The sequence below is a fragment of the Pseudomonas sp. N-137 genome (assembly GCF_034555295.1).
Taxonomy (GTDB): Bacteria; Pseudomonadota; Gammaproteobacteria; order Pseudomonadales; family Pseudomonadaceae; genus Aquipseudomonas; species Aquipseudomonas rhizophila.
On record NZ_JAXUDQ010000007.1, the window covers coordinates 40,784 to 66,149 of the forward strand.

Here is a 25,366-nt window from a genome sequence, read left to right on the forward strand (position 1 = left end):
CGCCCTGGCTGCCCAGCGCCGTGAGGGCCGCGACAGCGGCGGCCCGTTGCAGCCACTGGCGCCGTGAATAGTCCATCGTCATGCCGTCGTTCCCCTGTTGGTCATTGCAATGGCTGGCCGGACATGAAGCCGATCAGGGCCAGGAACTGCTCTTCGGAACAGTGCATGCACAGCCCCATCGGCGGCATGCCGTTGTAGCCGTTGATCGTGTGATCAAGCAGGGTGTCGCTGCCCTGGGCCACTCGCGGCGCCCAGGCGTTGGCGTCGCCGGTCAGGGGCGCTCCGGCACCGGGGTTGGCGTGGCAGAGCTTGCAACTGCTGTCGTAGATTTGTGCCAGCGCTCCGTCGGCAGGCACACTCGTTAAGGCCCTGGGCGGGCTCGTTTTGGCCTCTTCGCCGCAACCGGCGAGCAATACGCCAAGCGAAAGAATCGCCGCGGCGTGAGTCCAGGCTGAAGACGTTGGTACCGACATGGGGCCCCTCTTGGTGGCGCAATGAGCACGCCTTTATTGTGTTGGGTCAGACAGACTCACACTAAGGCACGCCCGCGCGTTGGCTTGAGGTCATTGGGGGCCATAAAAGGGGACTTGCGCGGCCAGCGCTGGATGATCGATGGCCAGGGACATTGGCGATCAGGGCAGCAGCAGCCCCTGCTCGCGCTCGCACAACTGCACCACATAATCCCAGAGCACCCGCAGGCGCACGGATTTGTGCAGCTCGCGGCGGGTGCTGATCCAGTAGCTGCGGCGGAGGGTTTCATCGGGCAGTAAAGGGACCAGGGCCGGGTCGCTGCTGGCCATGTAGCAAGGCAGTACGGCAATCCCCAATCCCGAGCGTGCAGCCTGTTGCTGGGCGATGACGCTGGTGCTGTGGAACACCACCCGAGGGTTGCGGCAAAAGCTGTTGAGAAACATCAGTTCCTGGCTGAACAGCAGGTCGTCGACATACCCGATCCAGGCATGGCGGGCCAGGTCTTCGCGACTGCGCAACGGTGGCGAGCGGTCCAGGTAGGCCTGGCTGGCGTAGAGCGCCAGGCTGTAGTCGGTGAGCTTGCGGGTCACCAGCAGGTCGGCCACCGGGCGTTCGAGGTGAATGCTGATTTCCACTTCGCGGTTGAGGATGCTGACAAAACGCGGCACCGCCACCAACTCCACCTCCAGTCCCGGATAGCGCTGGAACAGACCCTCCATGCGGCTGGCTAAAAACATGATGCCCAGCCCTTCCGTCACCCCCACGCGGATCTTGCCCAAGGGCGCGCTGGACTGGGTGATGTCCTCCTGAGCCAGTAGCGCCACGTTTTCCATGGCTTCGGCGTGCTTGAGCAACGATTCGCCCGCGGGGGTCAGTTCATAACCCTGGGCATGCTGGACAAACAACGCAGTGTCCAGGCTTTTCTCGATGGCTTCGATGTGCCGGGCCACAGTGGCATGGGTGGTGTTCAGGCGTCGTGCGGCGGTGAGCAAACGGCCGCTGCGTTGCAGTTCCAGAAAGTAGCGCAGGTCATTCCAGTCGAACATGGGCCATCCTTGAACACGCCTGAAGGCAGGACTGTTTAAAAACGCACAGCGGTTGCGCAAAAACTAACATTCTTTTGACGAAACCTAACAACTAGGATGCATCCCACAAGAACAAAAATGAGGTCGCGAATGCAACCTGTCGTCGATGAATACGATTACGTGATCGTGGGCGCCGGCCCTGCCGGATGCCTGCTGGCCAACCGGCTTAGCGCCAACGCGCAGCACCGGGTGTTGTTGCTTGAAGCGGGCGGGCGCGACAACTATCCGTGGATCCACATCCCGGTCGGCTACCTGTTCTGCATCGGCAACCCGCGCACCGACTGGTGCTTCAAGACCGAGGCGCAAGCGGGTTTGCAAGGGCGCGCACTGAGTTACCCACGGGGCAAGGTGCTGGGTGGCTGCTCCTCCATCAACGGCATGATCTACATGCGCGGCCAGGCCGCGGATTACGACAGCTGGGCCGCCGAGGGCAACCCTGGCTGGGCCTGGAAAGACGTGCTGCCGTTGTTCAGACAGAGCGAAAACCACTTTGCCGGAGACTCCGAGCTCCATGGCGCCGCCGGGGAATGGCGGGTCGAACGCCAGCGCCTGTCATGGCCGATTCTCGATGCGTTTCGCACCGCCGCCGAACAGAGCGGTATCCCCAGCGTGGACGACTTCAACGGCGGCGACAACGAAGGCTGCGGCTATTTCCAGGTCAACCAGAAAGCCGGGGTGCGCTGGAACGCGGCCAAGGCCTTCCTCAAACCGGTTCGCCAGCGCCCCAACCTCACGGTAATGACCGATGTCGAAGTCGACCGCGTGCTGTTGCGTGACAACCGGGCCCACGCCGTCAGCGCCCGTTGGCAAGGCAAAAGCATGACGTTCAAGGCGCGCAAGGAAATCGTGCTGTGCGCCGGCGCCGTCGGCTCGCCGGGTATTTTGCAGCGCTCGGGAATCGGTCCGCGCAACCTGTTGCAACGCCTGGGCATTGGCGTGGTTCATGAGCTGCCCGGCGTGGGCGGCAACTTGCAGGACCACCTGCAACTGCGGCTGATCTACCAGTTGGAAAACGCCCGTACCCTGAACCAGATCGCCGGCACTTTATGGGGCAAGATGGGCATGGGGCTGCGCTACCTCTATGATCGCAGCGGCCCGCTGTCCATGGCCCCCAGCCAACTCGGCGCGTTCGCCCGCTCGGGGCCGGAACAGACCTCGGCCAACCTCGAATACCACGTGCAGCCCTTGTCGCTGGAACGCTTTGGCGAACCACTGCACAGTTTCCCGGCGTTCACTGCGTCGGTCTGTGACCTGCGTCCGCAAAGCCGTGGCCGGGTGGACATTCGCTCGGCCGACCCGCACGAGGCGCCGCTGATCCAGCCCAACTACCTGAGCCATCCCGAAGACTTGCGGGTCGCCGCCGACGCCATCCGCCTGACCCGACGCATCGTCGCCGCCCCGGCGTTGAGCGCCTTCAAGCCGGTGGAATACCTGCCGGGACCAAGCCTGCAAACCGAGGAAGAACTGCACCAGGCCGCCGCCCGTATAGGCACGACGATTTTCCACCCGGTGGGCACCTGCCGCATGGGCCAGGACCGCGACGCGGTGGTGGATGCGCAACTGCGGGTTCACGGCATCAACGGCCTGCGCATCGCCGACGCCTCGATCATGCCGCGCATCACCTCGGGCAACACCTGCTCGCCCACGCTGATGATTGCCGAGAAGGCGGCGCAGATGATCCTCGAGGCGGACATCCGCAGCACCACGCCCCAAAAGGAACCTGCCACGGTCTGAAGAACAACAGAATCCCCCTGTGGGAGCGAGCCTGCTCGCGAAGGCGGTGTATCAGCTCACGATGATGTCGACCGGCATACCGCTTTCGCGAGCAGGCTCGCTCCCACAAGGGGAACCCTTTGAATTCAAGGTATGCAGCAAAACAGGAGACGCCACCCCGGCGTCGACAGTGGAACAACAAAAACAATCACTGTGAGGGATACCCAAATGTCTGAACATGTTCAGTCCCTGGAAGCCACGCGCAGCGCCGGCACCAGCCAGGAAACCCAGAAAGTCATCTTCGCCTCGTCCTTGGGGACGGTGTTCGAATGGTATGACTTTTTCCTCTATGGCGCCCTGGCGGCGGTGATCAGCAAGCAGTTCTTTGCCGGGGTCAACGACACCACGGCATTCATCTTCGCCCTGATGGCATTCGCCGCCGGCTTTATCGTGCGGCCTTTCGGCGCACTGGTGTTCGGACGGCTGGGAGACATGATCGGACGCAAATACACCTTCCTGGCCACCATCGTACTCATGGGCCTGGCGACGTTCTGCGTCGGCCTGTTGCCCAACTACGCCAGCATCGGCATTGCCGCGCCCATCATCCTCGTGGTGCTGCGCATGCTCCAGGGCCTGGCCTTGGGCGGTGAGTACGGCGGTGCTGCCACCTACGTCGCCGAACACGCGCCGATGGGCAAGCGCGGTTTCCACACCAGCTGGATTCAGTCCACCGCCACCCTCGGGCTGCTGCTTTCGCTGCTGGTGGTACTGGGCTGTCGTTATTTCACGGGCGATCAGTTCGAGGTCTGGGGCTGGCGCATTCCGTTTCTGCTGTCGATCGTGTTGCTGGGCATCTCCACCTGGATCCGCCTGAGCCTGCATGAATCGCCGTCCTTCTTGAAAATGAAAGAAGAAGGCAAGTGCTGCAAGGCGCCGATCCGCGAATCCTTTGGTAAGTGGGAAAATCTCAAGGTGGTGCTGATCGCGCTGTTCAGCATCAACGCCGGGCAAGCGGTGACCTTCTATGCCGCGCAGTTCTATGTGCTGTTTTTCCTCACCCAGTTCCTGAAAATGGATCCGGCCCTGGCCAACAGCCTGCTGATCGTCAGCGTGGTCATCGGCGCACCGTTCTTCATCTTTTTTGGCTGGCTGTCGGACAAGGTCGGGCGCAAACCGGTACTGATGATTGGCCTGTTGCTGGCGACGGCGTTGTACTTTCCGATCTTCAAGACACTGGCCCACTACGCCAACCCGGCCATTGACCTGGCGAGCCGTCAGGCGCCGATCACCGTGATCGCCGATCCGGCCACGTGCACCTTCCAGTTCGACCCGGTGGGCAAGGCCCGTTTCGATAGCCCATGCGACAAGGTCAAGACCTTCCTGGTCAAGCAAGGCCTGCCCTACAGCAGTGTCGCGGCGCCGGCCGGCAGTGATGTGCAGGTCAGCGTCGGTGATGTGAAGCTTGAAGGCTACGACGAAGCCGCCCTGCGCGGCGCGGTGACCCTGGCGGGCTACCCACAACAGGCCGATGCCCAGCAGATCAACCGGCCGATGATCGTGGCACTGATCGTGGCGCTGATCATCATTTCAGCCATGTGCTACGGCCCACTGGCGGCGCTGATGGTCGAACTGTTTCCCACTCGGATCCGCTACACCTCCATGTCCCTGCCCTACCACATCGGCAACGGCTGGTTCGGCGGTTTCCTGCCCACCGTGTCGTTTGCCCTGGTGGTCTACACCGGGGACATTTTCTACGGGCTGTGGTACCCGGTGATGATCACCGGGGTGAGCCTGGTGGTGGGCATGATTTGCCTGCGGGAAACCCGGAACGTGGACCTGGATAAAAACTGAGGGCAAAACCGTGGCGAGGGCGTTTGTTCCCTCGCCAGCGGATCAGAAGTGCGCCTTCAGAGTCATGGTGAGGTTGCGCGGCTCACCGTAATAGTTACCGAAGCTCTCGGTCCCGATGGTGCTGTAGTAGCGCTTGTCGAACAGGTTGTTGCCGTTGAGGGCCAGCGACCAGGTGTCATCAATGCGGTAGCCGACGCGACCATTCCACACGGCATAACCGGCCTGGGTGATCTTCTCCCCCGTCGCCGGCGATACCCGGAAATTGTCGCTTTGGGCATTGACCCCCGCACCGACGCTGAACCGTTCGAACGCCCCACCCAGGGCATAATCGCCCCACAGACGCAGCACATGACGCGGCACATAGCTGTTGAACGAGCCGCCGTTGAGGCTGGTATCAATGTCGTTCAGGGTCTTGGTCTGGGTGTAGGTGTAACCGGCAAGCAGTTGCAGGCGCTCGATGACTTCACCGCTGATCTCGGCTTCGAAACCCTGGGCGCGAACCTTGCCGGCGTTCTCGTAGCAGTAACCGTCCGAGGACGCACAGCTTGAGTTGTAGTCGGTCTGGGCCTGGTCTTTCTGCAACGTGCGGAACAGATTGAAGGCGCTGTTCAGGCGTCCCTCGAACCATTCGCCCTTGATCCCCAGCTCATAGCTTTCACCCACCAGGGGCTTGAGTGCCGAACCGCTTTCGGAACGGTAGTTGCCTTGGGGCGTGAAAATGTCCGAGTAACTGGCGTAGGCCGTCAGGTGTTCGTTGAGGTCCAGCAACACAGCGGCAAACGGGGTGACCTGGCCTGTCTCCGTGCTCTTGGCGTGTTCCGAACCGCCGGTGAGGAACACCGAGTCGGTCTTGGAGTTGTACCAACTCACCCGGCTGCCCACGACAAAGGTCAATGGGTCCGCCAGTTTCAGGCGCAGGGTCGAATACAGGCCTTGTTGCCGGGTGACGGTTTTCACCGGGCCACCGCGCGTCGAGTTCTCGATGAAGTAACTGTCATCCGGTTCCGGAATGTGTCGATCCGGATCGAATACGTTCTGTTGCTGCGGCAGGAAGGCGACCGAGAAAAAATCGTCCTTGTCCGAACGGCTGGCGTTGAAGCCGACGATCAATTCATGCTGCTGCCCGAGGGCGTCGAACTTGCCGTCCAGGTAGGCGTCGAGGCCGTAATCGACCTGGTCATAGTCGTACATGCTGCCCAGCACATTGGTGGTCGAGACACCCGGCGTCACCGAGCCGGATGCAAAGGCGTATTTGATGTCCTGGGTGTTTTTCGTATAGACACCGGCCACCTTCACGGCCCAGTCGTCATTGAGTTGATGCTTGAGATCGCTGAACACCGTGGTCCGCTGGCTACGCCAGGTGTTCCACGACGGATCCAGGCAAGTAGAGCGACTGAGTTTCAAATCGCTGCCATCCCTGTAGCGCGGCTGCCCGCCCCAGCAAGGACTCGCATCGACGTCCTCATAGGCCAGGCCCAGGCCGAGGGTGGTGTCGGGCGTCAGGTCGAAGTCCAGGGCACCGTAGTAAATCTGGTCCTTGCGCCGAGCATCGTCGTAGAAATAATGCCGGCTCTGTTCGGCGATCACCGCCCTGCCCCGCAGGGTGCCGGAATCATTCAGCGGGCCACCGGTATCGACCTGCCCGCGGTAGTTGTCCCAGGTGCCGCCCGAGAGGCTGAGTTCGGTCTGGGCCGTGGCCTGGCCGCGTTTACGGACGAAATTGACGCCACCGGACGTGCCGCCGGCGCCCTTCATCATCCCGGCGGCACCGCGCAGGACTTCGACCCGATCGTAATACGCCATGTCACTGCTGAAACTGTCGGCCTGGACATAGCTGTTGCCCATGTCCAGCGGAACACCGTCGTATTGATACTGACCGGACATCCGGAACCCACGGGAGTAGAAATATTTGCCGCCCATGGTCGAGTCGTAGACGGTAATGCCGGGCGTTTTTTCCATCACTTGATCGATGGTGTTCAGGTTCTGGTCATCGAGCATCTTGCGAGTGATCACTGTCACCGATTGCGGCGTCTCGCGCAGGGAGTGCTCGCCTTTGCCGATCGTGACCGCCCCCGTCGTGTAGGAGCCACTGTTCTCGGTGGTCGCTCCGAGCATCTGCGCCTCGATGGTGGTTGCTCCCAGTTGCATGGCCGAACCGTTGGCCGGCACGGAGCGCAGCACGTACGTGCCATTGGCCTGGAGGTCGGCTTGCAGGCCGCTACCGCCAAGAATGCGGGCAAACCCATCGCCCACGCCGAACGAACCTCTCAGGCCGGGCGATTGCAGGCCCTGGAGTTGCCGGGCATCAAACGAAATGGCGACACCGGCGGCACTGGAGAACCGGGTCAGGACATCCACCAGGCTGCCGGCCCCGATATCGTAGGCCTGCACCGAACGCTGCTGCGCCGAGGCACCTGGAGCCGGACTGGCATTCACGACCCCGACGCTGCCGGTCACGGCTGCCAGCAAGCCGATTTTCACTGCAAACACCAGACGACCTGGCGCGCTTACCCAAGACATGCTTCCCCTCCCCCAAACGGTCGATAAAAACTCACTGAGGAAGAGCCGAACGATGGAGATAAAAAGTGCAGGACAGTGTTCTTTTTTATCGCGCCGCCACGTCAGCGCTGATCGCCGCTCGATACCCGGACCCAAAATCGGCTGTAGCGGGTCACCCGTAACGAAAAGCCACTCTCCAGCGCCGCCAGGGCGAGATCGGTGTTATCGACGGGAAACACGCCGGAAACCTTCAAGTCGGCAATGGCCGGATCACAACGCAACACGCCGTTGCGGTAACGCGACAGTTCATCCAGCAGCGCCGCCAGAGGACGGTCAATGGCGATGATGCTTCCCTTCTGCCAGGCACCGACCGACACATCGTTGCCGCGCAGCGTACCCAGCGACCGGTCATTGAAATCCAGGCGCTGGCCGGCTTCGACGCGCATCCTCGAGCCAATCGTCGGGAGACTCACCTCGACCGCTTTTTCAAGCACCGCCACCTCACCGCCCCGCGCCTGGCCTCGGACGATAAAACGCGTGCCCAGCGCAAGCACTTCGACATGACCGGTGATGACCTTGAAAGGCCGCTGCAAGGGATCGATCGCCGTCGTGACGAGGATCTCCCCCCACAACAGCTCCAGTAGCCGCTGGCGCCCGTCGAAACGAACATTGACCGAGGTGTCGGTGTTGAGCAGCACGGTGCTGCCGTCCGCCAGCTGAAACTCGCGGCGCTCGCCCACTGCGGTGCGGTAATCGCAAAGCAGGTTCTGCGTAGCCTGGCTGCGCCAGCCCAACCAACCCAGGCCGCTGGCGGACGTTAGTAACAAGACGCTGCGCAATACCTGGCGACGGGATCGATTGTGGCGTTCACTCAAGGTCGGTGCCGCCAGGGCGCCCGGCACACTCGCCATCTGTTCAGCCACCGCTGTCATTCGTTGCCAGGCCTGGCTATGCAGCGGGTCTGCACTCAGCCAGGCATTCCACCCGGCTCGATCCGCGTCGGTCGTGATGCCGGAGTGAAGCCGGGCGTACCACTGCGCCGCCACACGGATGGCTTGCAACTCTTCGGCTGGCAGGTTCATGAAAGTTGCAATTGAATCTGCATCAGGCAGCAATGTTCCATGGCCTTGGCCATGTGGTTATTCACCGTACGTACGCTGACGCCCAGGCGCTCGGCAATTTGCGGGTAGGTCAGGCCGTCGAACTGCGACAGGATGAACGCCTGCCTGACACGCGGCCCCAACCCCAGCAGCAAGCGGTCGATCTCCATCAGGGCCTGGAGCAGGATGGCCTGTTCTTCCAGCGACGGGTGCTGCTCTTGCGGCATGGCGGCCAAGGCTTCGAGGTAGGACTGTTCCAACGAACGGCGGCGAAACAGATCGATCAACAGCCCCTTGGCGATCATCGACAGGTACGGTCGCGGCTCACGAATATCCAACGCGGAGCGAGCCTTGATGACGCGCACGAAGGTATCCTGGGTCAGGTCCGCGGCATCGAAAGCATTGCCCAAACGCTTGCGCAGCCAGCCTTGGAGCCAACTGTGATGATCACTGTACAGAACGTCGACGGCACTGCGTAAGGACAGATCGTTGGCGGGCATGGCAATGGAATAATTCGCGACTGATAATGACTCGCATTGTCATGGAGCGCATCGCCGCTTGCAACCCAAACATGCACAGTCCCAGGCCTGCCACCTCACCCTCTTGGCATTGCTCAATGCACAGAGTGATTTTTCACCGTGCTCTCCACCAGATCCAGCATCTGCCCCAGCGCCCAGGGCTTAGCGATGAACGAGGCATGATGCTTGATCCCGGCGCTTTCCGGGGTTTCGAAACCGGACATGATCAACAAGGGTATCTGTGGCCACCGGTCGCCGGTCAAATTGGCCAGGTCCGCGCCGTTCAGTTTGCCGGGCATGGTGATATCGGTGAGTAACAAGTCCACATCGTCAGCGCTCTGCTTGAGGAATTCCAGCGCCGCGTCGGCGCTTTCCCGGGGCTCCACGGCAAAGCCCTCGTCTTGCAGGATCTCACACAGGAACTCCAGAATGGTCTGATCATCTTCAACGACGAGAATCAAACGCGCGGCCGCCTGTCCGTTGCCCTTTGGCATCGAATTCATGTAAGTGACTCTCCTTGACCCCATAAACGTTCTTTGCGGTTTCAACCGCTCTGCAAGTTATGAGCGATGCCCTTGCGAGAAATTCATTCTGCGTGCAAATACACCGCCAAACGTTGCGATAACCGCCCTGGAGCAACGCATCGCAACGCTTTATCTGTATATCCATACAGATAAAACTTGCTCCGACGCCCATCCATGACCATGCTACAGCCCCATGAAATCTGCTTAGGAAAAGGGCGCTATGCAGCTGTACCTGTGTGAAAAACCGTCCCAGGCCAAAGACATCGCTGCCGTGCTCGGTGCCACGCGCCGCGGTGACGGTTGCTGGCTGGGCGCGAACATCACAGTCACCTGGTGCATCGGCCATCTGCTGGAGACCGCCCCGCCCGACGCCTACGATGCCCGCTACAAGCGCTGGGTACTGGCAGACCTGCCTATCGTGCCGACGCAGTGGAAAATGACGGTCAAGCCGAAAACCGCGGGCCAGTACAAGGCGGTCAAGCGCCTGTTGGGGGAAGCCAAGACGCTGGTCATCGCCACCGACGCCGACCGTGAAGGCGAAATGATTGCCCGGGAACTGGTGGAGCATTGCCGCTACCGTGGACCGATCCAGCGTCTGTGGCTGTCGGCCCTGGACGAAGCGTCGATCCGCAAGGCCCTGGCCGCACTCAAGCCGGGCGCCGAAACCTTCAACCTCTACCATTCGGCCCTCGGCCGCTCCCGGGCCGACTGGCTGATCGGCATGAACATGAGCCGCCTGTTCACGTTGCTGGGGCGCCAGTCCGGTTATCAGGGCGTGCTGCCGGTGGGCCGCGTGCAGACCCCCACCCTGCGCCTGGTGGTGGATCGCGACCGCAGCATCGCGGATTTCGTACCGGTCGCCTATTGGGCCATCGACGTGCAACTGCGCCACGACGGCACTGTGTTCACCGCCCAGTGGCGCGCCGACCCGGATGCCTGCGACGATCAGGAACGTTGTTTGAACCAGGCCCTCGCCCAGGACGCCGCCCAAGCCATGGGCAACGCTGCCACCGCCCGGGTGATGAAAGTGCGCACCGAGCGCTTGCGCGAAGCGGCGCCGTTGCCGTTCGACCTGGGCACCCTGCAGGAAGTCTGCTCGAAGAAACTCGGCCTCGGCGCCCAGGAAACCCTGGACATTGCCCAGTCGCTCTATGAGACCTACAAGCTCATCACCTATCCGCGCAGCGATTGCGGTTTCCTGCCTTTGAGCCAGCACAGCGAAGCTGCGGCCATCCTCGCCGCCCTCGCCCAGGCCGACCCGGGTCTGGCGCCGCTGCGCGAGCACTTGCAGCCCCAACGCAAATCCCGGGCCTGGAACGACGCCAAGGTCAGCGCCCACCACGGCATCATCCCTACCGCTGCGGCGAAGAACCTCGACAAGCTCGCCGGCAAGCAGCGGGCTGTCTATACGCTGATACGGGCGCGGTATCTGGCGCAGTTCCTGCCCAACCACGAATACGACCGGACCCAGGCCGACTTCGACTGCGCCGCCCAGGCATTGCGGGCCGTGGGCAAGCAAATCATCGAACCCGGCTGGAAACGCGCCCTGCCCGAAGCGCTGGCTCCGGCACGAGGCCGTGAAGCACCGGTACCACAAACCTTGCCGGCCCTGGTCGAAGGTCGCGACTGCGCCGTGGACGAGGTCAAACTCAAGGACCTGTGGACCCAGCCCCCCAAACCGTTCACCGAGGGCGACCTGATCAAGGCGATGAAGAACGTTGCCCGGCTGGTGGAGGATCCGCAGCTCAAGCAAAAGCTCAAGGACACCACCGGCATCGGCACCGAAGCGACCCGGGCCTCGATCATCCAGGGCCTGCTCGACCGCGGTTACCTGGTGAAAAACGGCAAGGCCCTGTCCGCCACACCGGCGGCCTTCAGCCTGATCGATGCGGTGCCCCGCGCCATCGCCGATCCAGGCACTACCGCCATCTGGGAGCAGGCGCTGGACATGGTGCAAAGCGGAGAGATGAGCCTGGAAGAGTTCGTGACCCGCCAGGCCGCCTGGATGAGCAAACACATCGCCCGCTGCCAGGGCATGAGCCTGACCATCCACGGCCCGGCCAGCCCTGCCGGCCGAGGGGCCACCCCATGGAAAAGCAAACGCAAGCCGGCCAAGCGCAAGGCCAGCGGTACACCTCGCAAGGCGAGCAAAGCCAAGACGACCTGATAAATACATGTTCGACGCGTCGCCCTGTGGGAGCGAGCCTGCTCGCGATAGCGTTATGTTAGTCACCATGGATACCGACTGATACACCGCCATCGCGAGCAGGCTCGCTCCCACAGGGATATCTGCCCTGATCCAGAATTTTCATAACAAAACCATTTTGTCCGACAATATGTAGTGACCAAAAATAATCACTACAAAACCGTTGACGCCTCCGATTTGGCCTTGCATGATGCAGACGTCTCCCCGATCGGGAGTACAGGTAAATGCTTGAGCAAGCTCGTCTGACCGCCGAGCTGTTTTTTGGATAAGGGACTGCCCACAAGGCAGATTGAAGGTGCTGACCTGGCATGACCGTCCGGTGACAAGGACGAGAAACGTCGGCGACGATCCTCATGACGCGCGTGGTCGACCCTCGAAAGTTGACAATGCCTGAAGGTTCTTCGCTGTTTCTCTTCGTTGTAGCGCATTTGCGTAGCAGCCCTTCGATAACACTACACAACCGATGCACGACCCCGTCGAAGTCAGACGGCCGGGTGCTGACGGCCTGGTTTCGGTGCTAGCCATGCAGCACTGGACAGGCACTTACCGAAAGAAGCGAAGTTTTTGCGAACCACCAGACAGATCAACCAAATGGTCAAGGGGCTTACACATGAATCTGAATAATCAACCATCTATTGATGAACTGGCTCGCATGTTCGCAGCACACAAAGACACCCTGGACAGCCATATCCTGTGGATCAGCAAGAATGGCCAGGTCCATATGGACTGCCTGTCGCCGTTCACCCAGGAAGACGAATTCGAGAAGAATCAGCAGGACCTGTGTGCCCGGTTGAAGATGTACCGTCGTGGCCAGGGCTACGTCGGCAAGAAGGCCGCGGCCGACAAAGACTTCATGGGTCGCGTGCTGCAAACGCTGACCCAGGCGTGGCAGTCGATGCAGAACACCTCTGAAGTTCGGGTCATCGACCGCCTCTGCTGATCGCGCTTAAAACAAAGGGCCCGTTCCTGATTGGAACGGGCCCTTTTTTTGGGCGTTAGAACACCGACCAGCCGATTCGTTGGCTGAGCAATTCCAGCGCCGCCATGCCTGCTAGGGAATTGCCCGCGACATTGAGTTCCGGCGACCAGACGCACACCGTGAAACGCCCCGGCACCACGGCAACAATCCCGCCGCCCACCCCGCTCTTGCCCGGCAGGCCAACGCGATAGGCAAAATTGCCGGCTTCATCGTACAGCCCGCTGGTGGCCATGATGGAGTTGACCTGCTGGGTCTGGCGGGCGCTCAGGATCTGTTCGCCACTGTGCTTGCAGAAGCCGTCGTTGGCCAGGAAGCAGAACGCCCGGGCCAGATCGATGCAGCTCATGCGCAACGCGCAGTGACTGAAATAGCTGCGCAGCACCGCTTCCACGTCGTTATGAAAATTACCGAAGGACTGCATCAGGTAGGCCATCGCCGCATTGCGGGCGCGGTGCTGGTATTCCGACTCAGCGACCTTGCCGTCCACCATGACTTGTGGATTGCCCGACAGGCGCCGTACGAAATCACGCATCGAAAGCGCTGGCGCGGCAAAACGCGACTGATTGATGTCGCAGATCACCAAGGCGCCGGCGTTGATGAACGGGTTGCGCGGCCGACCGCGTTCAAATTCCAGCTGCACCAGAGAATTGAAGGGCTGGCCGGAGGGCTCATGGCCCAAACGCTCCCAGATTGCCTCGCCGGAATGGCCGATGGCCTGCACCAGGCTGAAAACCTTGGAAATACTCTGCACCGAAAACGGCGTTTCAGCGTCACCTGAGCAATACATTTCGCCATCGTTGCCGTAGACGGCAATGCCCAACTGGTTGGCCGCAACGGTGCCAAGGGCGGGAATGTAGTCGGCCACCTTGCCCTGACCGATCAGGGGGCGAACCGCATCGAGGATCTCGTTCAACAATGCTTGCATATGCGCATGGGTCCAATCATTCCCCGTTCGAGTGCGGGGATACAGACGCTAGACGCTGATGGGTGCGATCAGAGCACACTCAATAGACCAGCAACATCTGTTGCGAGGCGATCCGTGGGAGCAAAGCTTGCTCGCGATCAAGCTCACGCGGTCTTTCTGGAACCGAATCGCCTGCTTCGCGGGCAAGCCTTGCTCCCACAGAATTCAAGAGATTTCATGGGCGCTTGTCATCCAATCGAGCGGTCTATAGTTGAAGGGATCAATCGGCAGGAGACATCGATGCGACAGATCATGCAGAAGGAACCCTGGTGGGCCTCGCCCCCCAGACCCGGTCAAGATGAAAGTGAGCTGGAATGGGGCTGGCTGGTGATCTACAGCGAAGGAGAGCCGCGCTTCGAATTCATCAAGGAGCGGCCCTCGGACGAACAGATCCGTCATCGCAAGGGTTGCCGCGTCACCCTCGGGGCAGAATGAACCGTCCGTCACGGTTTGATGGCTGGCAACTCCACCGCGCGATTGGCCAGGTCCGCCGCCACCAGGCTGCCTTCGATTTCCTCGGCCAGGTAGTACACCGGTGCCATCACCCCGCTGAGGGGATGCTTGAGCGACTGGAACCAGGCTTCGTCGAACGCTGCGCTGAGGCTCTTGCGGATTTGAGTCTCCATTTCCGGACGCTCGCCCTCATGAATGATCGCGCGAATCCCCGCCACGCCAACTGAGATCAACGCCCCCGCCGCTTTCCCGGCCACGGCTGCCGCCGCCCCGGCCGCACCTCGCGTGGCGAATTGCGCTTCGATTTTTTCACTGGTGCGTTGTGCCACCGTGGCGATCACCGCATCCGATGGCCCCGAACCTGTCACGGCGGCTTTGTTGACGTGGTCGATCAGCGCGGCGTACGCCGGCAATGTATTGAGGGGCTCGGTATGCGCCATCTCATACAACGAGGCGTTACGCGCCGCTGGCGGCCCCAGGCTGATGGCAGGAATGCCGTGCAGGCGCCGACTCATCAGCTCCGGCGGGATTCGGTGCTGGCGGGCAATCACTTGGACCTGTTGATTGAGCAGGCGCACGTAGTAGCCCGTCGCGTTGGCCCTGATCGCCTCGGGGTCGATTTCCACCGCCACAGGTGCCAGCACCTGCTCGCGGTACTGCTCTTGCAGATAAACCGCCAGACGTGTGGCCGCGGAGTCCTCTTCGCCTTCGGCACTGGCGGCATACCAACTGACCTTCACCGCCAGCCATTCCTGGGTCCAGTAGCTGCTGAACCAGGGGATGAATTGAATCTCGGTCCGTTCATACACGAGCCGGCGCCAATGCTCCATCGAGCCGCGCGCGTAGAGCCCGGCCTGTTCGATAGCGCTTTTCGACGCGGCGACGATCTGCCGGTCAACCTGCCGCCAGGTATCCTGGGAAACCGCCACGGTGGCGACCTGCTGCTCGCGCGGCGACGTGGCGCACCCCGCCAGAACCAACAAAACGGCCAGCATCAGTGAACGCAGCACGATTGCGCCATCCCGAGGTCAAGTCATCCACGGGGTTGAGTATAGGTCGCGAGGAACACGGGCCTGGAGGAAAAACACAAACCAATGTGGGAGCGAGCCTGTTCGCGAAAGCGGTGTATCAGCAACAGGGATATCGACTGATACGCCGCCATCGCGAGCAGACTCGCTCCCACAAGGATCTGCGTGAAGGGTGATCAGTATTTACGCCGCCGCTCCAACCTGCGCACAACCATCGACAGCGGATAACACATGGCAAAATACATCGCCCCCACCAACACGTAGGTCTCCAGCGGCATGAAATACACAGAACTCAGATCCTGCGCCCGTAGCATCAGGTCCGGCGCGGCGATCAGCGAGGCCACGGAGGTATCCTTGAGCAAGGAGATCGCCACATTGCCAATGGGCGCCAGCACAATGCGAATCGCCTGGGGCAACACGACCCAACGCAGCACCTGAAGCCGCGGCATGCCGATGGCCTTCGCCGCCTCGACCTGGCCCTTGGGCACAGCCTCCAGGCCCGAGCGATAGATCTCCGACAGGTACGCCGCTGCATTGAGCCCCAAGCCGATCATCGCCGCCTGGAACGAGCTGAACTGCACGCCTACCGCCGTCAGGCTGAAATAAACGATAAACAGCTGCACCAACGCCGGCGTCCCACGAAAGATCTCGATGTAGAACAGTGCGCATCGGCGCAACGCCCTTGAGCCGGACAATCGCGCCAAAGCCACCAGCAAACCGACCGCCAGGCCGATCACCAGCGCGCCAAAGGCCAGCCGCAACGTGGCCCAGGCCGCTTGCAGCAATTCGACGTGGGTGGCTTCCCACAACTCGCCATAGCCCATCTCAGCGCTCCTTGATCACAGTGAGGCGCCGCTCGGTGCGCGCCGCCCAGTGGGACAGCACCAGGCTCAACACCAGGTAAATGATGGCCAGCAGGAAATAAATCAGGTTGGTCTGGTAGGTCTCGCTCACCAGCATCTTGGCCTTGAACGTCAGCTCCGGCACGGCAGCGGCCGAAGCCAGCGAGGTGTCCTTGAGCAGGCCGATGGCGAAGTTCGCCATGCCTGGAATCGAGACTTTCAAGGCCTGGGGCAACACGATCATGCGCATCGCCAGGGCCCGGGTCATGCCGATGGAGAACGCCGCTTCGCTTTGCCCGCGATCAACGTTGAGGATGCTGGAACGGAACACCTCCGAGAGCATCGCTGCCCCATTGAGACCGAACCCGATGATCGCCGCACCGATAGCCGGCAAGGTGATGCCGATGTACGTCAGGCCGAAATAGAGGATGAAGAGCTGGGTCAGGATCGGGATATTGCGGAACACCTCCAGATAAACGCTGGCCACCCACTGCAGGACTCGGTTGCGCGACAGGCGCATCAACGCCAGGCCGAACCCCAGCAGCGCCGCGACGATAAAGGACGCTGCCGTCAGGCCCAGGGTGGTCAGTGCGCCGATGCCCAGCACTTCGAGAAAATAAGGCAGCAGGTCGAGGGACTTGCTCAGCTCGCTTGAATCGAACATCGATCAATGCTCCTGAACAGCGCTGATAAAGGCGCGCGTACGCTCCACCTGGCTTTCCCGGAATATCTGGCGGGGCGGTCCCTGCTCGACGATATTGCCGTCGGCCATGAAAATCACCTGATCAGACACGCTTTCGGCAAAGCGCATTTCGTGGGTCACGATGATCATGGTCATGCCCTCCTCGGCCAGCTTGCGCATCACCGTCAACACTTCACCCACCAGCTCCGGGTCGAGCGCCGAAGTGGCCTCGTCGAACAGCATCAGCTTGGGGCGCATCGCCAGGGCGCGGGCGATGGCGATGCGTTGTTGCTGGCCGCCGGAGAGCTGGTCCGGGTAAGCGTCGCGCTTGGCAAACATGCCGACCTTGTTCAACAGGTCCTCGGCCAGTTCCACCGCTTCCTGGCGGTTGCGTTGCTGTACCTTCAACGGCCCGAGAATGATGTTGTCCAGCACGCTGAGGTGCGGGAACAGATTGAAACGCTGGAACACCATGCCGATGTTGGCGCGCATCCGGGCCAGGTCCCTGTCACCCATGGGCACCGTGCGTTCACCCACTTTGCGCTGGCCAATCAGCGCATTGTCGATGTAGATGCTGCCCCGGGTCGGTTCTTCCAGGTAGTTGATACAGCGCAACAGCGTGGTCTTGCCCGAACCGCTGGGCCCGATCAGAGAGATTTTCTGCCCCTGTTGCACCTGCAGGTCGATGCCTTTCAAGACGTCCAGCCGGCCGAAGGACTTGTGAAGACCCTCGACCCGCACCAGTGGATGAGATTCAGCCATGAGCAATGTCCGCAAGTAGATGACACAAAACGTGAGCGCAGCCGCCAAGGTGTATCAGGCAAAAACCTGGCTGAAATCCCGGGGCGTGTGCTTGAACGGGCCGATGAGGTTGCCCTGTTCGTCGCGGTCCACGCCGACGCGCTGGTCCTTGGGCAGCGGCACCAGATAGTCGGGATTCTTGATGCCATACCGGGCCAGGACCGGGCCGATCTGACCGGTGTCGCGCAACCAGCGCAGCCCTTGGTTCACGCCATCGAACAGGTCCTGATTCTGCGGATGAATACCCCAGATCGCCTCGAACTTGGCGGTCAGGCTGGGGAATTTTTCATCGTAGGCCATGGGCACTTGCTTGAGCTTGAGGCTGGGGTCCTGCAGGATCATGTAGTCGATGGTGGGGGCGTCGAGCACGGCAAAATCCAGCCGTCCGGCGCGCACGTCGCGCAGGCAGGCGTCGGTGTTGTCGTAGAGCTTCACCTCTTTCACGCCATCGATTCGCTTCATATCGGGGATGGTGAAATAACCGGTGTTGCTGCCCACCGTGCGGCCCTTCATGTCATTGACACTGATGCTGCTCTGGAACGGCTCGCTGTCACGCATGATCACGTACGCGCCGGTGTAGAACACCGCGTCGGTGAGCAGCAGGATCTTGGAACGCATCGGGTTCCAGGCGAAGTTGCCGCCGAACCAGTCGGCGCGCCCCGAACGCACGGCTTCGATCACTGCCGGGAAGCCCATGGTGAGCACGTCGAGCTTGAGCTCAAGACGGTCGGCGATGATCTTCAGCAACTCCAGGTCAGTGCCCACCGGCACACCGTCGCGCAGAGCCCCCAAGGGCATGTCCCCCAGGCAGGCGGCGGTCAGGTAGCCGGGGCGAATGGTCTTGATCGGTTGCCCGGCCGCGAAGGCGAACGGCACCGGCCCCAGGGCCGAACCGGCAATGGCGGCGAGTGAACCGTAGCCAGCGACTTTGAGCACCGAACGCCGAGAAATACCAGGGACATCGAATTTGGAATCGGACATAGCTTCACCTATTGGCAACTGATTGTTTTTGACCGGTACAAGCCATACACACTCAACCACGACCTTGCTCTGTCCCTGAGCCCCTCCCTGCCTCGACGTCCATGCAGCGCTGGTGCAGATCAACGGTTTGAAGAATGGATCATCCACTTGTCATGCTTAGGTGCATGACAAGCATTACAATTCACACACTAATCACGCTATTTTGGCTTGTCCATGGCCTTTTTATCGGATAAAAAGCATGACAAGTCAGCTTTAAGGCGCACAAAAAAGCATGACAACCAGGATTAAGGGCCCATGAGTCAATTTGAAAAACTGCTGAAGGAACTGAAAAACCACGCCAGCCTGCATCGGGAAAAGTCCGAGACGCTGTACGCGCAGCTGGCCGACTCGCTGACCCATGCAATCCTTCACGGTCAGTTGAAACCAGGTGATCGGCTGCCACCCCATCGTGAATTCGCCAGCGCCTTGGGGGTGAACATCACCACGGTGACCCGAGCCATGGCGGTGCTGCAGCAAAAGGGCCTGGTGGAAAGCCGGCCCGGCCGCGGCACGCAAGTGGCGCAAGGCCGTCATCCGGCGGCGCAGTTCCAGTCCGCTCCCAGCAACGATCCCGGCACCGCCGACTTGAGCGTCAACCGCCCTGCCACGGACGGCTACAACCGGGTACTCTCCCAGTTGTTGCCGCGCCTGGCCGACGACCCGCGCTTTGTCGACATGAAGGATTACCATCCCAGCGAGGGACCGCTCTGGGCCCGGCAGGCCATTGCGCAATGGTTGCAGCACACCGGCGTCCAGGCCCAGGCTGAACACATACTGATCGCCGAGGGCGCGCAACACGGCATTGCCCACACCCTGCGCAGCCTCACCAGCAGTGGCGACACGGTGCTAGCCGACAACATCACCTACCAGGGCATCAACGGGTTGTGCCGTACCCTCGGCCTGAATCTATTGGGGGTCGATGCCGATGCGCGAGGCATGTGTCCCGAAGCCTTGCGCCAAGCCTGCGCCGAGCATCAGCCGCGGTTGCTGTTTCTGATACCGTCGATTCACAACCCCACGGCAATCACCCTCGACGCCGAGCGTCGCGAAGCCCTGGCGGCCGTCATCCGCCAGACCGATGTGCTGGTGATCGAGGATGATGTCTACAGGCCGTTGCTGGAGCAGTCGCCCCTGCCCTTCGCTGCCTTGCTGCCCGAACAAACGATTTATATCAGCGCCTTGTCCAAATGCATCGCCCCCGGCTTGCGCATGGGCTTTGTCATGGCCCCGCCTGCGCTGCTGCAAGGCATCGCGGCCATGCAACGCATCGACTGCTGGAGCAACTCGCCGCTGACCGCGCTGATCGCCACACGACTGATCGAGGAAGGCCTGGCCGAGCAACTGGTCTCGGAACAGCGCGAAGAACTGCGCATTCGCCAGGCCTTGCTGGCCACGCATCTGCAAGGCCTGGCGTTTCAGCACAGCGCCACCGGCACCCACGCCTGGCTGCTGCTGCCCGAACCCTGGAACAGCTCACGCTTCGCCCGCCTCTGCCAGGAGCAGGGCGTGGTGCTGCTGCCGGGCGGGGCATTTACCCTCAGCCCGGAACTGTCACCACAAGCGGTGCGCATCAACATCTCGGCGGCATTGTCCCGTGAGCAACTGGTCAAGGCCCTGACCGTGATCAGCCAATTGGCGCGCCAGGGTCACCTTCACATGCACAACCGGATCTGAGCCCTGATGACACAGCCCATTCATTGCGAAATCGCCGTTATCGGTGCCGGTGTGGTTGGCGTGGCCACGGCGCTCTGGTTACGCCGCCAGGGTTATCGAGTGGTGGTGCTGGAGCGCGACGGCATTGCCGCCGGCGCCTCGTATGGCAACGCCGGGACGTTGGCGCCGTACGGGGTGATGCCAATCGCCCAGCCTGCGTTGCTGCGAGCCATTCCATCCCTGCTGTTTTCCAGTGATTCGCCCTTCGTAATCAACTGGGCCCGACTGCCGCGCCTGATGCCGTGGCTGCTGCGCTTTCTCAATGAATGTCGGGTCTCGCGCTGCACCGCAAACACCCAGGCGCTGGCGACGATCCTGCAACGTACTTACAGCGGGTATGAGCCATTGCTGGCTGACACGCCGCTCGCCAGGCAAGGCTTGCAGCACCGGGGCTGCCTGTATACCTACGGCACCCGTCAAGGGTTCGCCGCCGCGCAAGCTTCCATCGAACTGCGGCGTTCGCTGGGCATTGCCCAGCAGGTGTTGAGCGTCGCTGAAATCGAACAACTCGAACCGGCGCTGGCGGGCCAGTCAGTGGCCGGGCTCTTGTTTCCCGAATCATCCCACATGGACGATCCGAAGCGGTTTATCGAAACCCTGGCCGCGCCGCTGGTGGCCGAGGGAGCGCTGCGCAAGGCGACGATTACCGGAATAAAACGCAAAGCCAACGGGCTTCATCTGCACAGCGCCGAGGGCCAGCACTACCAGGCCGACCGGGTGGTACTGTGCGCTGGGGCCTGGTCCGGTGCACTGGCGGCACAGATGGGCGATCGCATTCCACTGGACACCGAACGGGGCTATCACATCGAATTCGATCTACCAGACACCCTGCTCAATCGCCCTTGCTGCCCGGTGGAAAGTGCTTTCTACATGACGCCCATGGCCGGACGCCTGCGCGTAGCCGGCACGGTGGAACTGGGTTCGATCCATGATCCGGCCAATCCTCGCCGCTTCGATTATCTGGAGCAGCATGTGCGCCGCATGCTTGGCCTGAAGGAACCGGTTGCCCGCCGCTGGCTGGGTTTTCGTCCATCGCTACCCGACTCGCTGCCAGTCATCGGTCCCTCACCACACGAGCCCCGACTGATCTACGCCTTCGGCCATCAACACCTGGGCCTGACCCTTGCCGGAGCGACCGGACAACTGGTCACCGAGTGCATCGCCGGCACCGCCCCCGACTGGCTCGAGCGGTTTTCCGTGCAACGCTTCTGAAGCCTGCCGTTTTGTGTAGCGAGGACGATGCCGATTTTGTGCTTAGGCGGCTGCGTTCGCGGTTGGCGGCTCGCTCAAAACCGCGTGAAATGCTCGAACTGCCAATCATCCGCCGCCCCGTCCAGGGAACACGTGTGCACCGCGCCGGTCGGTCTCCAGTCGGTCTGCTTGCCCACCAAGGTACCGAGGTAAGGCCTGGCCACTTCCAGCACACGTTCGTAGTCCATGTGCTCTGGCTCGACGATGCCGCGATCCGGGTTTTCCACCGCCCAGACAATCCCCGACAAAACCCCCGCCGCCACTTGCAAACTGGTGGCATTGTTGAAGGGCAAGAGCGCCCGGGCTTCATCGATGGTCAATACCGAGCCGAACCAGTAGGCATTGAGTTCATGCCCCATCAGCAAGACGCCCAGCGCATCGGCTCCGATGCTGTCGATTTCACCGTTGAGAATGCGTTGCTGCTGTTGGCTCTGCCAGCCTCGACCAATCAACTCATGGATCGACAGCAAAGCATCGTTGCACGGGTGATAGGCGTAATGCAGTGTGGGGCGATAGATCAGTTTCTGCTGGTCCTTGAGTGTTAGCAGATCCGCTGTAGAGGCGGTTTCGTGATGGGTGATCATCAGCCCCAGGCACGGCCCGCCCAACGGTGTCCAGGTCTTGACCGGCACAGTGGCGCTCGGGCGCTCGAGGTAGATGGCATTGCGACTGCCGAAGCGGTGGCGCCTGGCAGACGTTGGCCAGGTGCGCTCGTGGGTGCCCCAGCCCAACTCGGCCGGTTGGTGGCCCTCGCTGATCAAGCCTTCCACCGACCACGTATTGACGAACTCATCGTCCTGCTTGAGGCGGCTGGAGCGCTGAGTGTCGCGCTCGGCAAAATGAATCACCTTGATGCCTGTTTCCATGCACAGCTTGGCCCAGTCCACGCCTTCGCGGTTCTGTGGCAAGCGATGGTTCAATTGCACTGCCAGTTCCACCAGGCCAGCCTTGAGCAGATGAGTGATCAAACCGGGGTTGGCGCCATGGGCCACGACGGCGGTCGGGCCATGGCCCAGTTTTTTGCGCAAGCCCAGCATCTGGTAGCGCAACGCGTAATTGGTGCGATGCGATAAATCCAATGAAGGGTCATCGTAGCCGCCGGCCCAAGGCTCAATACAGGTATCCAGGTACAGCGCGCCCTTGCCGAAGGCATAAGTCATCAGAGCCAGCGAACTGACTTCCACCGACAGGTTGACGATGAAGTCGCCGGGTTTGATGAAGCGGTCCAGGGTCTGCGTGAAGGTGTGTTCAGTCAGCGCTTTGCGGACAAAGCAAATGCCCCGCTCCTTGAACCAGATATTTTTCTCGATCACGGGCGCAATGACCGTGATCTGATTGACCGGGACGTGATCCTGCCGCAACAGCAGCGGCAGCGTGGCCCGGGTAATGGAGCCAAATCCGATGAAGATCAGATGGCCCGAAAACCTGACCCGGTGCTTCATGTGCAGTCTCCCCGGAACGTTGACGATGGAGCCATGAAATACCGGTCACCGGACTTTGGCTACTGTCAGGCTCGACAGGCACCCGGCGCAGGCGTTGCCGGCCCTGCGCCGTGGACCGCGTTCAACTTAAGACGTGCCCAGCCCCTCAGACAGGTCCGTACCGGAACGCGCCTGAGCACGCGGTGAAGTTTCGTCACGATGCTCGGTGGTCTTGCTCACGCTATCGCGCACCGTTGCATACCCCTCGCGTGCCGCTTGCCTGGCCTTGTCGGCCAGATCGGCGCTGGTCTTGCCCATCACCCGCTGCTCAGTGGCAGTACTGGGCAGTGCGGCGCCGAGCATGGCGCCCAGCGCGATTCCCGCGGCCGCCATCATCAACGGTTGCTCCTTGAGCAGACGGCTGAATTGATCACCCAGGTCCTGCGAGCCATGGGCCACGCGCTCACCCGTCTCGTGAGCTTTGCTCCGGGCATGGCTTGCGCTGGCGCCCAAACCGTCGGCCAGATGCGAAGCCTTGTCCTTGAGATGATGAAACCCGTCGCGCAACGAGTCGGTGGTGCTGTGCAGATGCTCCTTGGCACTGTCCAGGCCACCGGCAAGCCCTTCGCTCCAGCCGCTGGCATCCTGGTCCGGCCCGACGCGATAACCGACCCGTGGCGGACGATTCTGACCCAGCATCAGCCAGCACAGCCCCACGGTGGTCAGCACGGTGGGCACTGGGTTGTTGCGTACGGTGGTGCCCAGGTTGCCAAAAAACTGCGACCCGTTGCCTTTGGCCAGGGTCAGGGCCTGGTCGAGCATCTGCCCCGGCGTGAACTTGCTGCCCAGGGCATCGACGATATGGCTGATGTGGGCCCGTTGCTCGTCGATCTCGCGCTCGATGGTTTCCGGGCTCTTCTGGGATTCGGTTTTGAATTCATCCTTCATGAGACTTTCCTCCGCAGGGCTTCCTGGTCTTTGTTCAACGCATCGAGCGTTCGCTCAGGCTTGAAGTGGGACGGTTCGAATTGCTTCTTGCCCGACTGCACCATGATGAAACCAATGATCATGACCACTGCGCCGACGATCAACGCCGCGAGCCAGGGCTGCATGATCGTGCTCAAGCCATAGACCACCGCCATCAGCAAGATGATAAAACCGGCCAGCAGCACCATCGCGCCACCGGCCACCCCGGCGATACCCGCTTTCAAAGTGTTCAGGCTCGCTTGGAATTCGGCCTTGGCCAGTGCCAGCTCCTTGGTAAAAAGCGAGGGGACTTCGTGGGTCAATTGCTTTAACAGCCCCATCACCGACGCATCGTGATCGGGCACCGACGTCCCGACGGGACGCTGAATATCTGGGTCTGGTCGGTTCATTGCAATTCTCCTCGGGTATTGGCCGAACCGGGCAACGAGCCGGTAGTGGCATCACTGGGCTGGTCCTGGGTGCCGGACGCAGCGGGAGTGCTGGCGGTGGCGTGGCCGCCGGCAGAATTGACGCCCGGTGCGATAGGATCCGGGTTCGGATCAAAGGGTCCACGGGCGGCAAATCCTCCGCTTGGCGGGCTTGAGTGGCCGGCGGCGGGATCGACTACTTCGGCCGGGACAGGCGAGCTGCCGGCCTTCAGAAACCGCGACAGGCCAAACCCCACCGCTACGCTGCCGACCAGGAACAGACCCGGGTTTTCCCGAGCCAGTCGAGAACCATCGTGCAGCAATTGCTCGGCGCTCATGTGGCGTAATTTGCTGGACAGGCCGCTCATCGAATCGGCCATGTCTGCCAGATAGTGGGACAGGCCCAGGGTGTCGTTGGCTTCGATTTCCGACACGGCTGACTTGGCACCACGCGCCAGTGCATCGATCTGATCCGCTGCCGTATCGCGGTATTGGCCGAAATGCGCATCGGCCTGCTCACGAGCGCTGCCTATGGCCTCGCTCACGTCCTCCTTGATGTGGTTCAGGTGATCCTCGGGTCGGGCCTGGCCCGACGTGCCGTTTTCTCGCTCGGGGTTGTTGTCCGGGATAGTCATGTCTGCCCATCGCCTCCGTGATGAATACTCGATACCGGGAAGCCCCGAGGGGTGCCCGACTACGTGCCTCTCAGTACAGATGACGGAGCAGGTTGAGGCGTAGTTCAAACGAGTTTCACTGCGGGACGCCGTGCGGTATCACAGGCCGCTGGTTTGTCTGCGGGCACAAAAAAATCGGGCCCTGGCGCATTCGTCAGGCCCGATTTCGATCCTGCT

General features: G+C 61.5%; 23 protein-coding genes. 7 read left to right on the top strand and 16 right to left on the bottom strand.

Translation table 11 applies throughout. The features are described 5' to 3' along the window. Window positions 1-101: 101 nt before the first annotated feature. Window positions 102-473 (bottom strand): c-type cytochrome, encoded by a 372-nt coding sequence (locus tag T3A99_RS06260; protein ID WP_047227803.1) that lies wholly within the window; start codon window positions 471-473, stop codon window positions 102-104. Window positions 474-632: 159 nt separating this feature from the next. Continuing rightward, window positions 633-1,517, bottom strand: coding sequence for a LysR family transcriptional regulator (locus T3A99_RS06265; RefSeq protein WP_322834141.1), 885 nt, complete (start codon window positions 1,515-1,517; stop codon window positions 633-635). Window positions 1,518-1,646: 129 nt separating this feature from the next. On the opposite strand from T3A99_RS06265, the gene T3A99_RS06270 reads away from it, so the two are divergent. Continuing rightward, window positions 1,647-3,290 (top strand): GMC family oxidoreductase, encoded by a 1,644-nt coding sequence (locus tag T3A99_RS06270; RefSeq protein ID WP_316911930.1) that lies wholly within the window; start codon window positions 1,647-1,649, stop codon window positions 3,288-3,290. Window positions 3,291-3,497: 207 nt separating this feature from the next. Further along, window positions 3,498-5,120, top strand: coding sequence for an MFS transporter (locus T3A99_RS06275; RefSeq protein ID WP_047227800.1), 1,623 nt, complete (start codon window positions 3,498-3,500; stop codon window positions 5,118-5,120). 42 nt (window positions 5,121-5,162) lie between these two features. Here the strand turns inward: T3A99_RS06275 and T3A99_RS06280 are convergent, their stop codons facing one another. The 4 genes from T3A99_RS06280 to T3A99_RS06295 all read right to left on the bottom strand — a co-directional run bounded on the left by T3A99_RS06280 (window position 5,163) and on the right by T3A99_RS06295 (window position 9,740). Further along, window positions 5,163-7,640: a TonB-dependent siderophore receptor gene (locus T3A99_RS06280; RefSeq protein WP_107322640.1), complete on the bottom strand. Its 2,478-nt coding sequence runs from the start codon at window positions 7,638-7,640 to the stop codon at window positions 5,163-5,165. A gap of 101 nt (window positions 7,641-7,741) precedes the next feature. After that, entirely contained in the window at window positions 7,742-8,701 is a 960-nt protein-coding gene (locus tag T3A99_RS06285) for a FecR domain-containing protein (protein ID WP_107322639.1), read from the bottom strand. Further along, a complete protein-coding gene (locus T3A99_RS06290; protein ID WP_047227797.1) occupies window positions 8,698-9,219 on the bottom strand; it encodes a sigma-70 family RNA polymerase sigma factor in 522 nt (173 codons plus the stop codon). The genes T3A99_RS06285 and T3A99_RS06290 overlap by 4 nt, the downstream gene beginning before the upstream one ends. 113 nt (window positions 9,220-9,332) lie before the next feature. Beyond that, a complete protein-coding gene (locus tag T3A99_RS06295) occupies window positions 9,333-9,740 on the bottom strand; it encodes a response regulator (RefSeq protein WP_047227796.1) in 408 nt (135 codons plus the stop codon). Window positions 9,741-9,981: 241 nt separating this feature from the next. Between T3A99_RS06295 and T3A99_RS06300 the strand changes: the two genes are divergently transcribed. Together T3A99_RS06300 and T3A99_RS06305 are read left to right on the top strand one after the other, a co-directional pair. Beyond that, window positions 9,982-11,928 (top strand): DNA topoisomerase III, encoded by a 1,947-nt coding sequence (locus T3A99_RS06300; RefSeq protein WP_047227795.1) that lies wholly within the window; start codon window positions 9,982-9,984, stop codon window positions 11,926-11,928. 649 nt (window positions 11,929-12,577) lie between these two features. After that, window positions 12,578-12,907 (top strand): hypothetical protein, encoded by a 330-nt coding sequence (locus T3A99_RS06305; protein WP_047227794.1) that lies wholly within the window; start codon window positions 12,578-12,580, stop codon window positions 12,905-12,907. Window positions 12,908-12,962: 55 nt separating this feature from the next. Here T3A99_RS06305 and glsB read toward each other — a convergent pair whose 3' ends face one another. Then, complete coding sequence (gene glsB / locus T3A99_RS06310; protein ID WP_047227793.1) at window positions 12,963-13,871, bottom strand: glutaminase B; 909 nt, start codon at window positions 13,869-13,871, stop codon at window positions 12,963-12,965. Between the two features lie 279 nt (window positions 13,872-14,150). On the opposite strand from glsB, the gene T3A99_RS06315 reads away from it, so the two are divergent. Further along, on the top strand, window positions 14,151-14,345 hold the full coding sequence (locus tag T3A99_RS06315; protein ID WP_047227792.1) for a hypothetical protein: 195 nt from the start codon (window positions 14,151-14,153) through the stop codon (window positions 14,343-14,345). Window positions 14,346-14,353: 8 nt separating this feature from the next. Here the strand turns inward: T3A99_RS06315 and T3A99_RS06320 are convergent, their stop codons facing one another. The 5 genes from T3A99_RS06320 to T3A99_RS06340 all read right to left on the bottom strand — a co-directional run bounded on the left by T3A99_RS06320 (window position 14,354) and on the right by T3A99_RS06340 (window position 18,697). Then, window positions 14,354-15,373, bottom strand: coding sequence for a hypothetical protein (locus T3A99_RS06320; RefSeq protein WP_322834142.1), 1,020 nt, complete (start codon window positions 15,371-15,373; stop codon window positions 14,354-14,356). 194 nt (window positions 15,374-15,567) lie between these two features. Continuing rightward, a complete protein-coding gene (locus T3A99_RS06325; RefSeq protein WP_316911935.1) occupies window positions 15,568-16,215 on the bottom strand; it encodes an amino acid ABC transporter permease in 648 nt (215 codons plus the stop codon). Between the two features lies 1 nt (window position 16,216). Further along, the gene (locus T3A99_RS06330) at window positions 16,217-16,897 is read right to left on the bottom strand and encodes an amino acid ABC transporter permease (protein ID WP_310662829.1); all 681 of its coding nucleotides are present in this window, start codon (window positions 16,895-16,897) and stop codon (window positions 16,217-16,219) included. 3 nt (window positions 16,898-16,900) lie between these two features. Further along, window positions 16,901-17,677, bottom strand: a complete 777-nt coding sequence (locus T3A99_RS06335) for an amino acid ABC transporter ATP-binding protein (protein WP_223194371.1) — start codon at window positions 17,675-17,677, stop codon at window positions 16,901-16,903. 54 nt (window positions 17,678-17,731) lie between these two features. Then, on the bottom strand, window positions 17,732-18,697 hold the full coding sequence (locus T3A99_RS06340) for a substrate-binding periplasmic protein (RefSeq protein ID WP_188251041.1): 966 nt from the start codon (window positions 18,695-18,697) through the stop codon (window positions 17,732-17,734). Window positions 18,698-18,991: 294 nt separating this feature from the next. Between T3A99_RS06340 and T3A99_RS06345 the strand changes: the two genes are divergently transcribed. After that, window positions 18,992-20,410 carry a PLP-dependent aminotransferase family protein gene (locus T3A99_RS06345; protein ID WP_188251040.1) on the top strand — a complete coding sequence of 473 codons (1,419 nt, stop codon included), beginning with the start codon at window positions 18,992-18,994 and terminating at the stop codon, window positions 20,408-20,410. Window positions 20,411-20,416: 6 nt separating this feature from the next. After that, window positions 20,417-21,661 carry an FAD-binding oxidoreductase gene (locus tag T3A99_RS06350; RefSeq protein ID WP_322834143.1) on the top strand — a complete coding sequence of 415 codons (1,245 nt, stop codon included), beginning with the start codon at window positions 20,417-20,419 and terminating at the stop codon, window positions 21,659-21,661. Between the two features lie 74 nt (window positions 21,662-21,735). On the opposite strand, the gene T3A99_RS06355 is transcribed toward T3A99_RS06350, so the two are convergent. The 4 genes from T3A99_RS06355 to T3A99_RS06370 form a co-directional block, all read right to left on the bottom strand. Next, a complete protein-coding gene (locus tag T3A99_RS06355; RefSeq protein ID WP_274090988.1) occupies window positions 21,736-23,142 on the bottom strand; it encodes a saccharopine dehydrogenase C-terminal domain-containing protein in 1,407 nt (468 codons plus the stop codon). A 126-nt stretch (window positions 23,143-23,268) separates the two neighbouring features. Continuing rightward, window positions 23,269-24,069 (bottom strand): DUF3618 domain-containing protein, encoded by an 801-nt coding sequence (locus tag T3A99_RS06360; protein WP_047227789.1) that lies wholly within the window; start codon window positions 24,067-24,069, stop codon window positions 23,269-23,271. Next, a complete protein-coding gene (locus T3A99_RS06365) occupies window positions 24,066-24,497 on the bottom strand; it encodes a phage holin family protein (RefSeq protein ID WP_047227788.1) in 432 nt (143 codons plus the stop codon). The genes T3A99_RS06360 and T3A99_RS06365 overlap by 4 nt, the downstream gene beginning before the upstream one ends. Further along, window positions 24,494-25,150: a hypothetical protein gene (locus tag T3A99_RS06370; protein WP_107322635.1), complete on the bottom strand. Its 657-nt coding sequence runs from the start codon at window positions 25,148-25,150 to the stop codon at window positions 24,494-24,496. Before T3A99_RS06370 ends, T3A99_RS06365 begins: the two co-directional genes overlap by 4 nt. Window positions 25,151-25,366 lie beyond the last annotated feature (216 nt).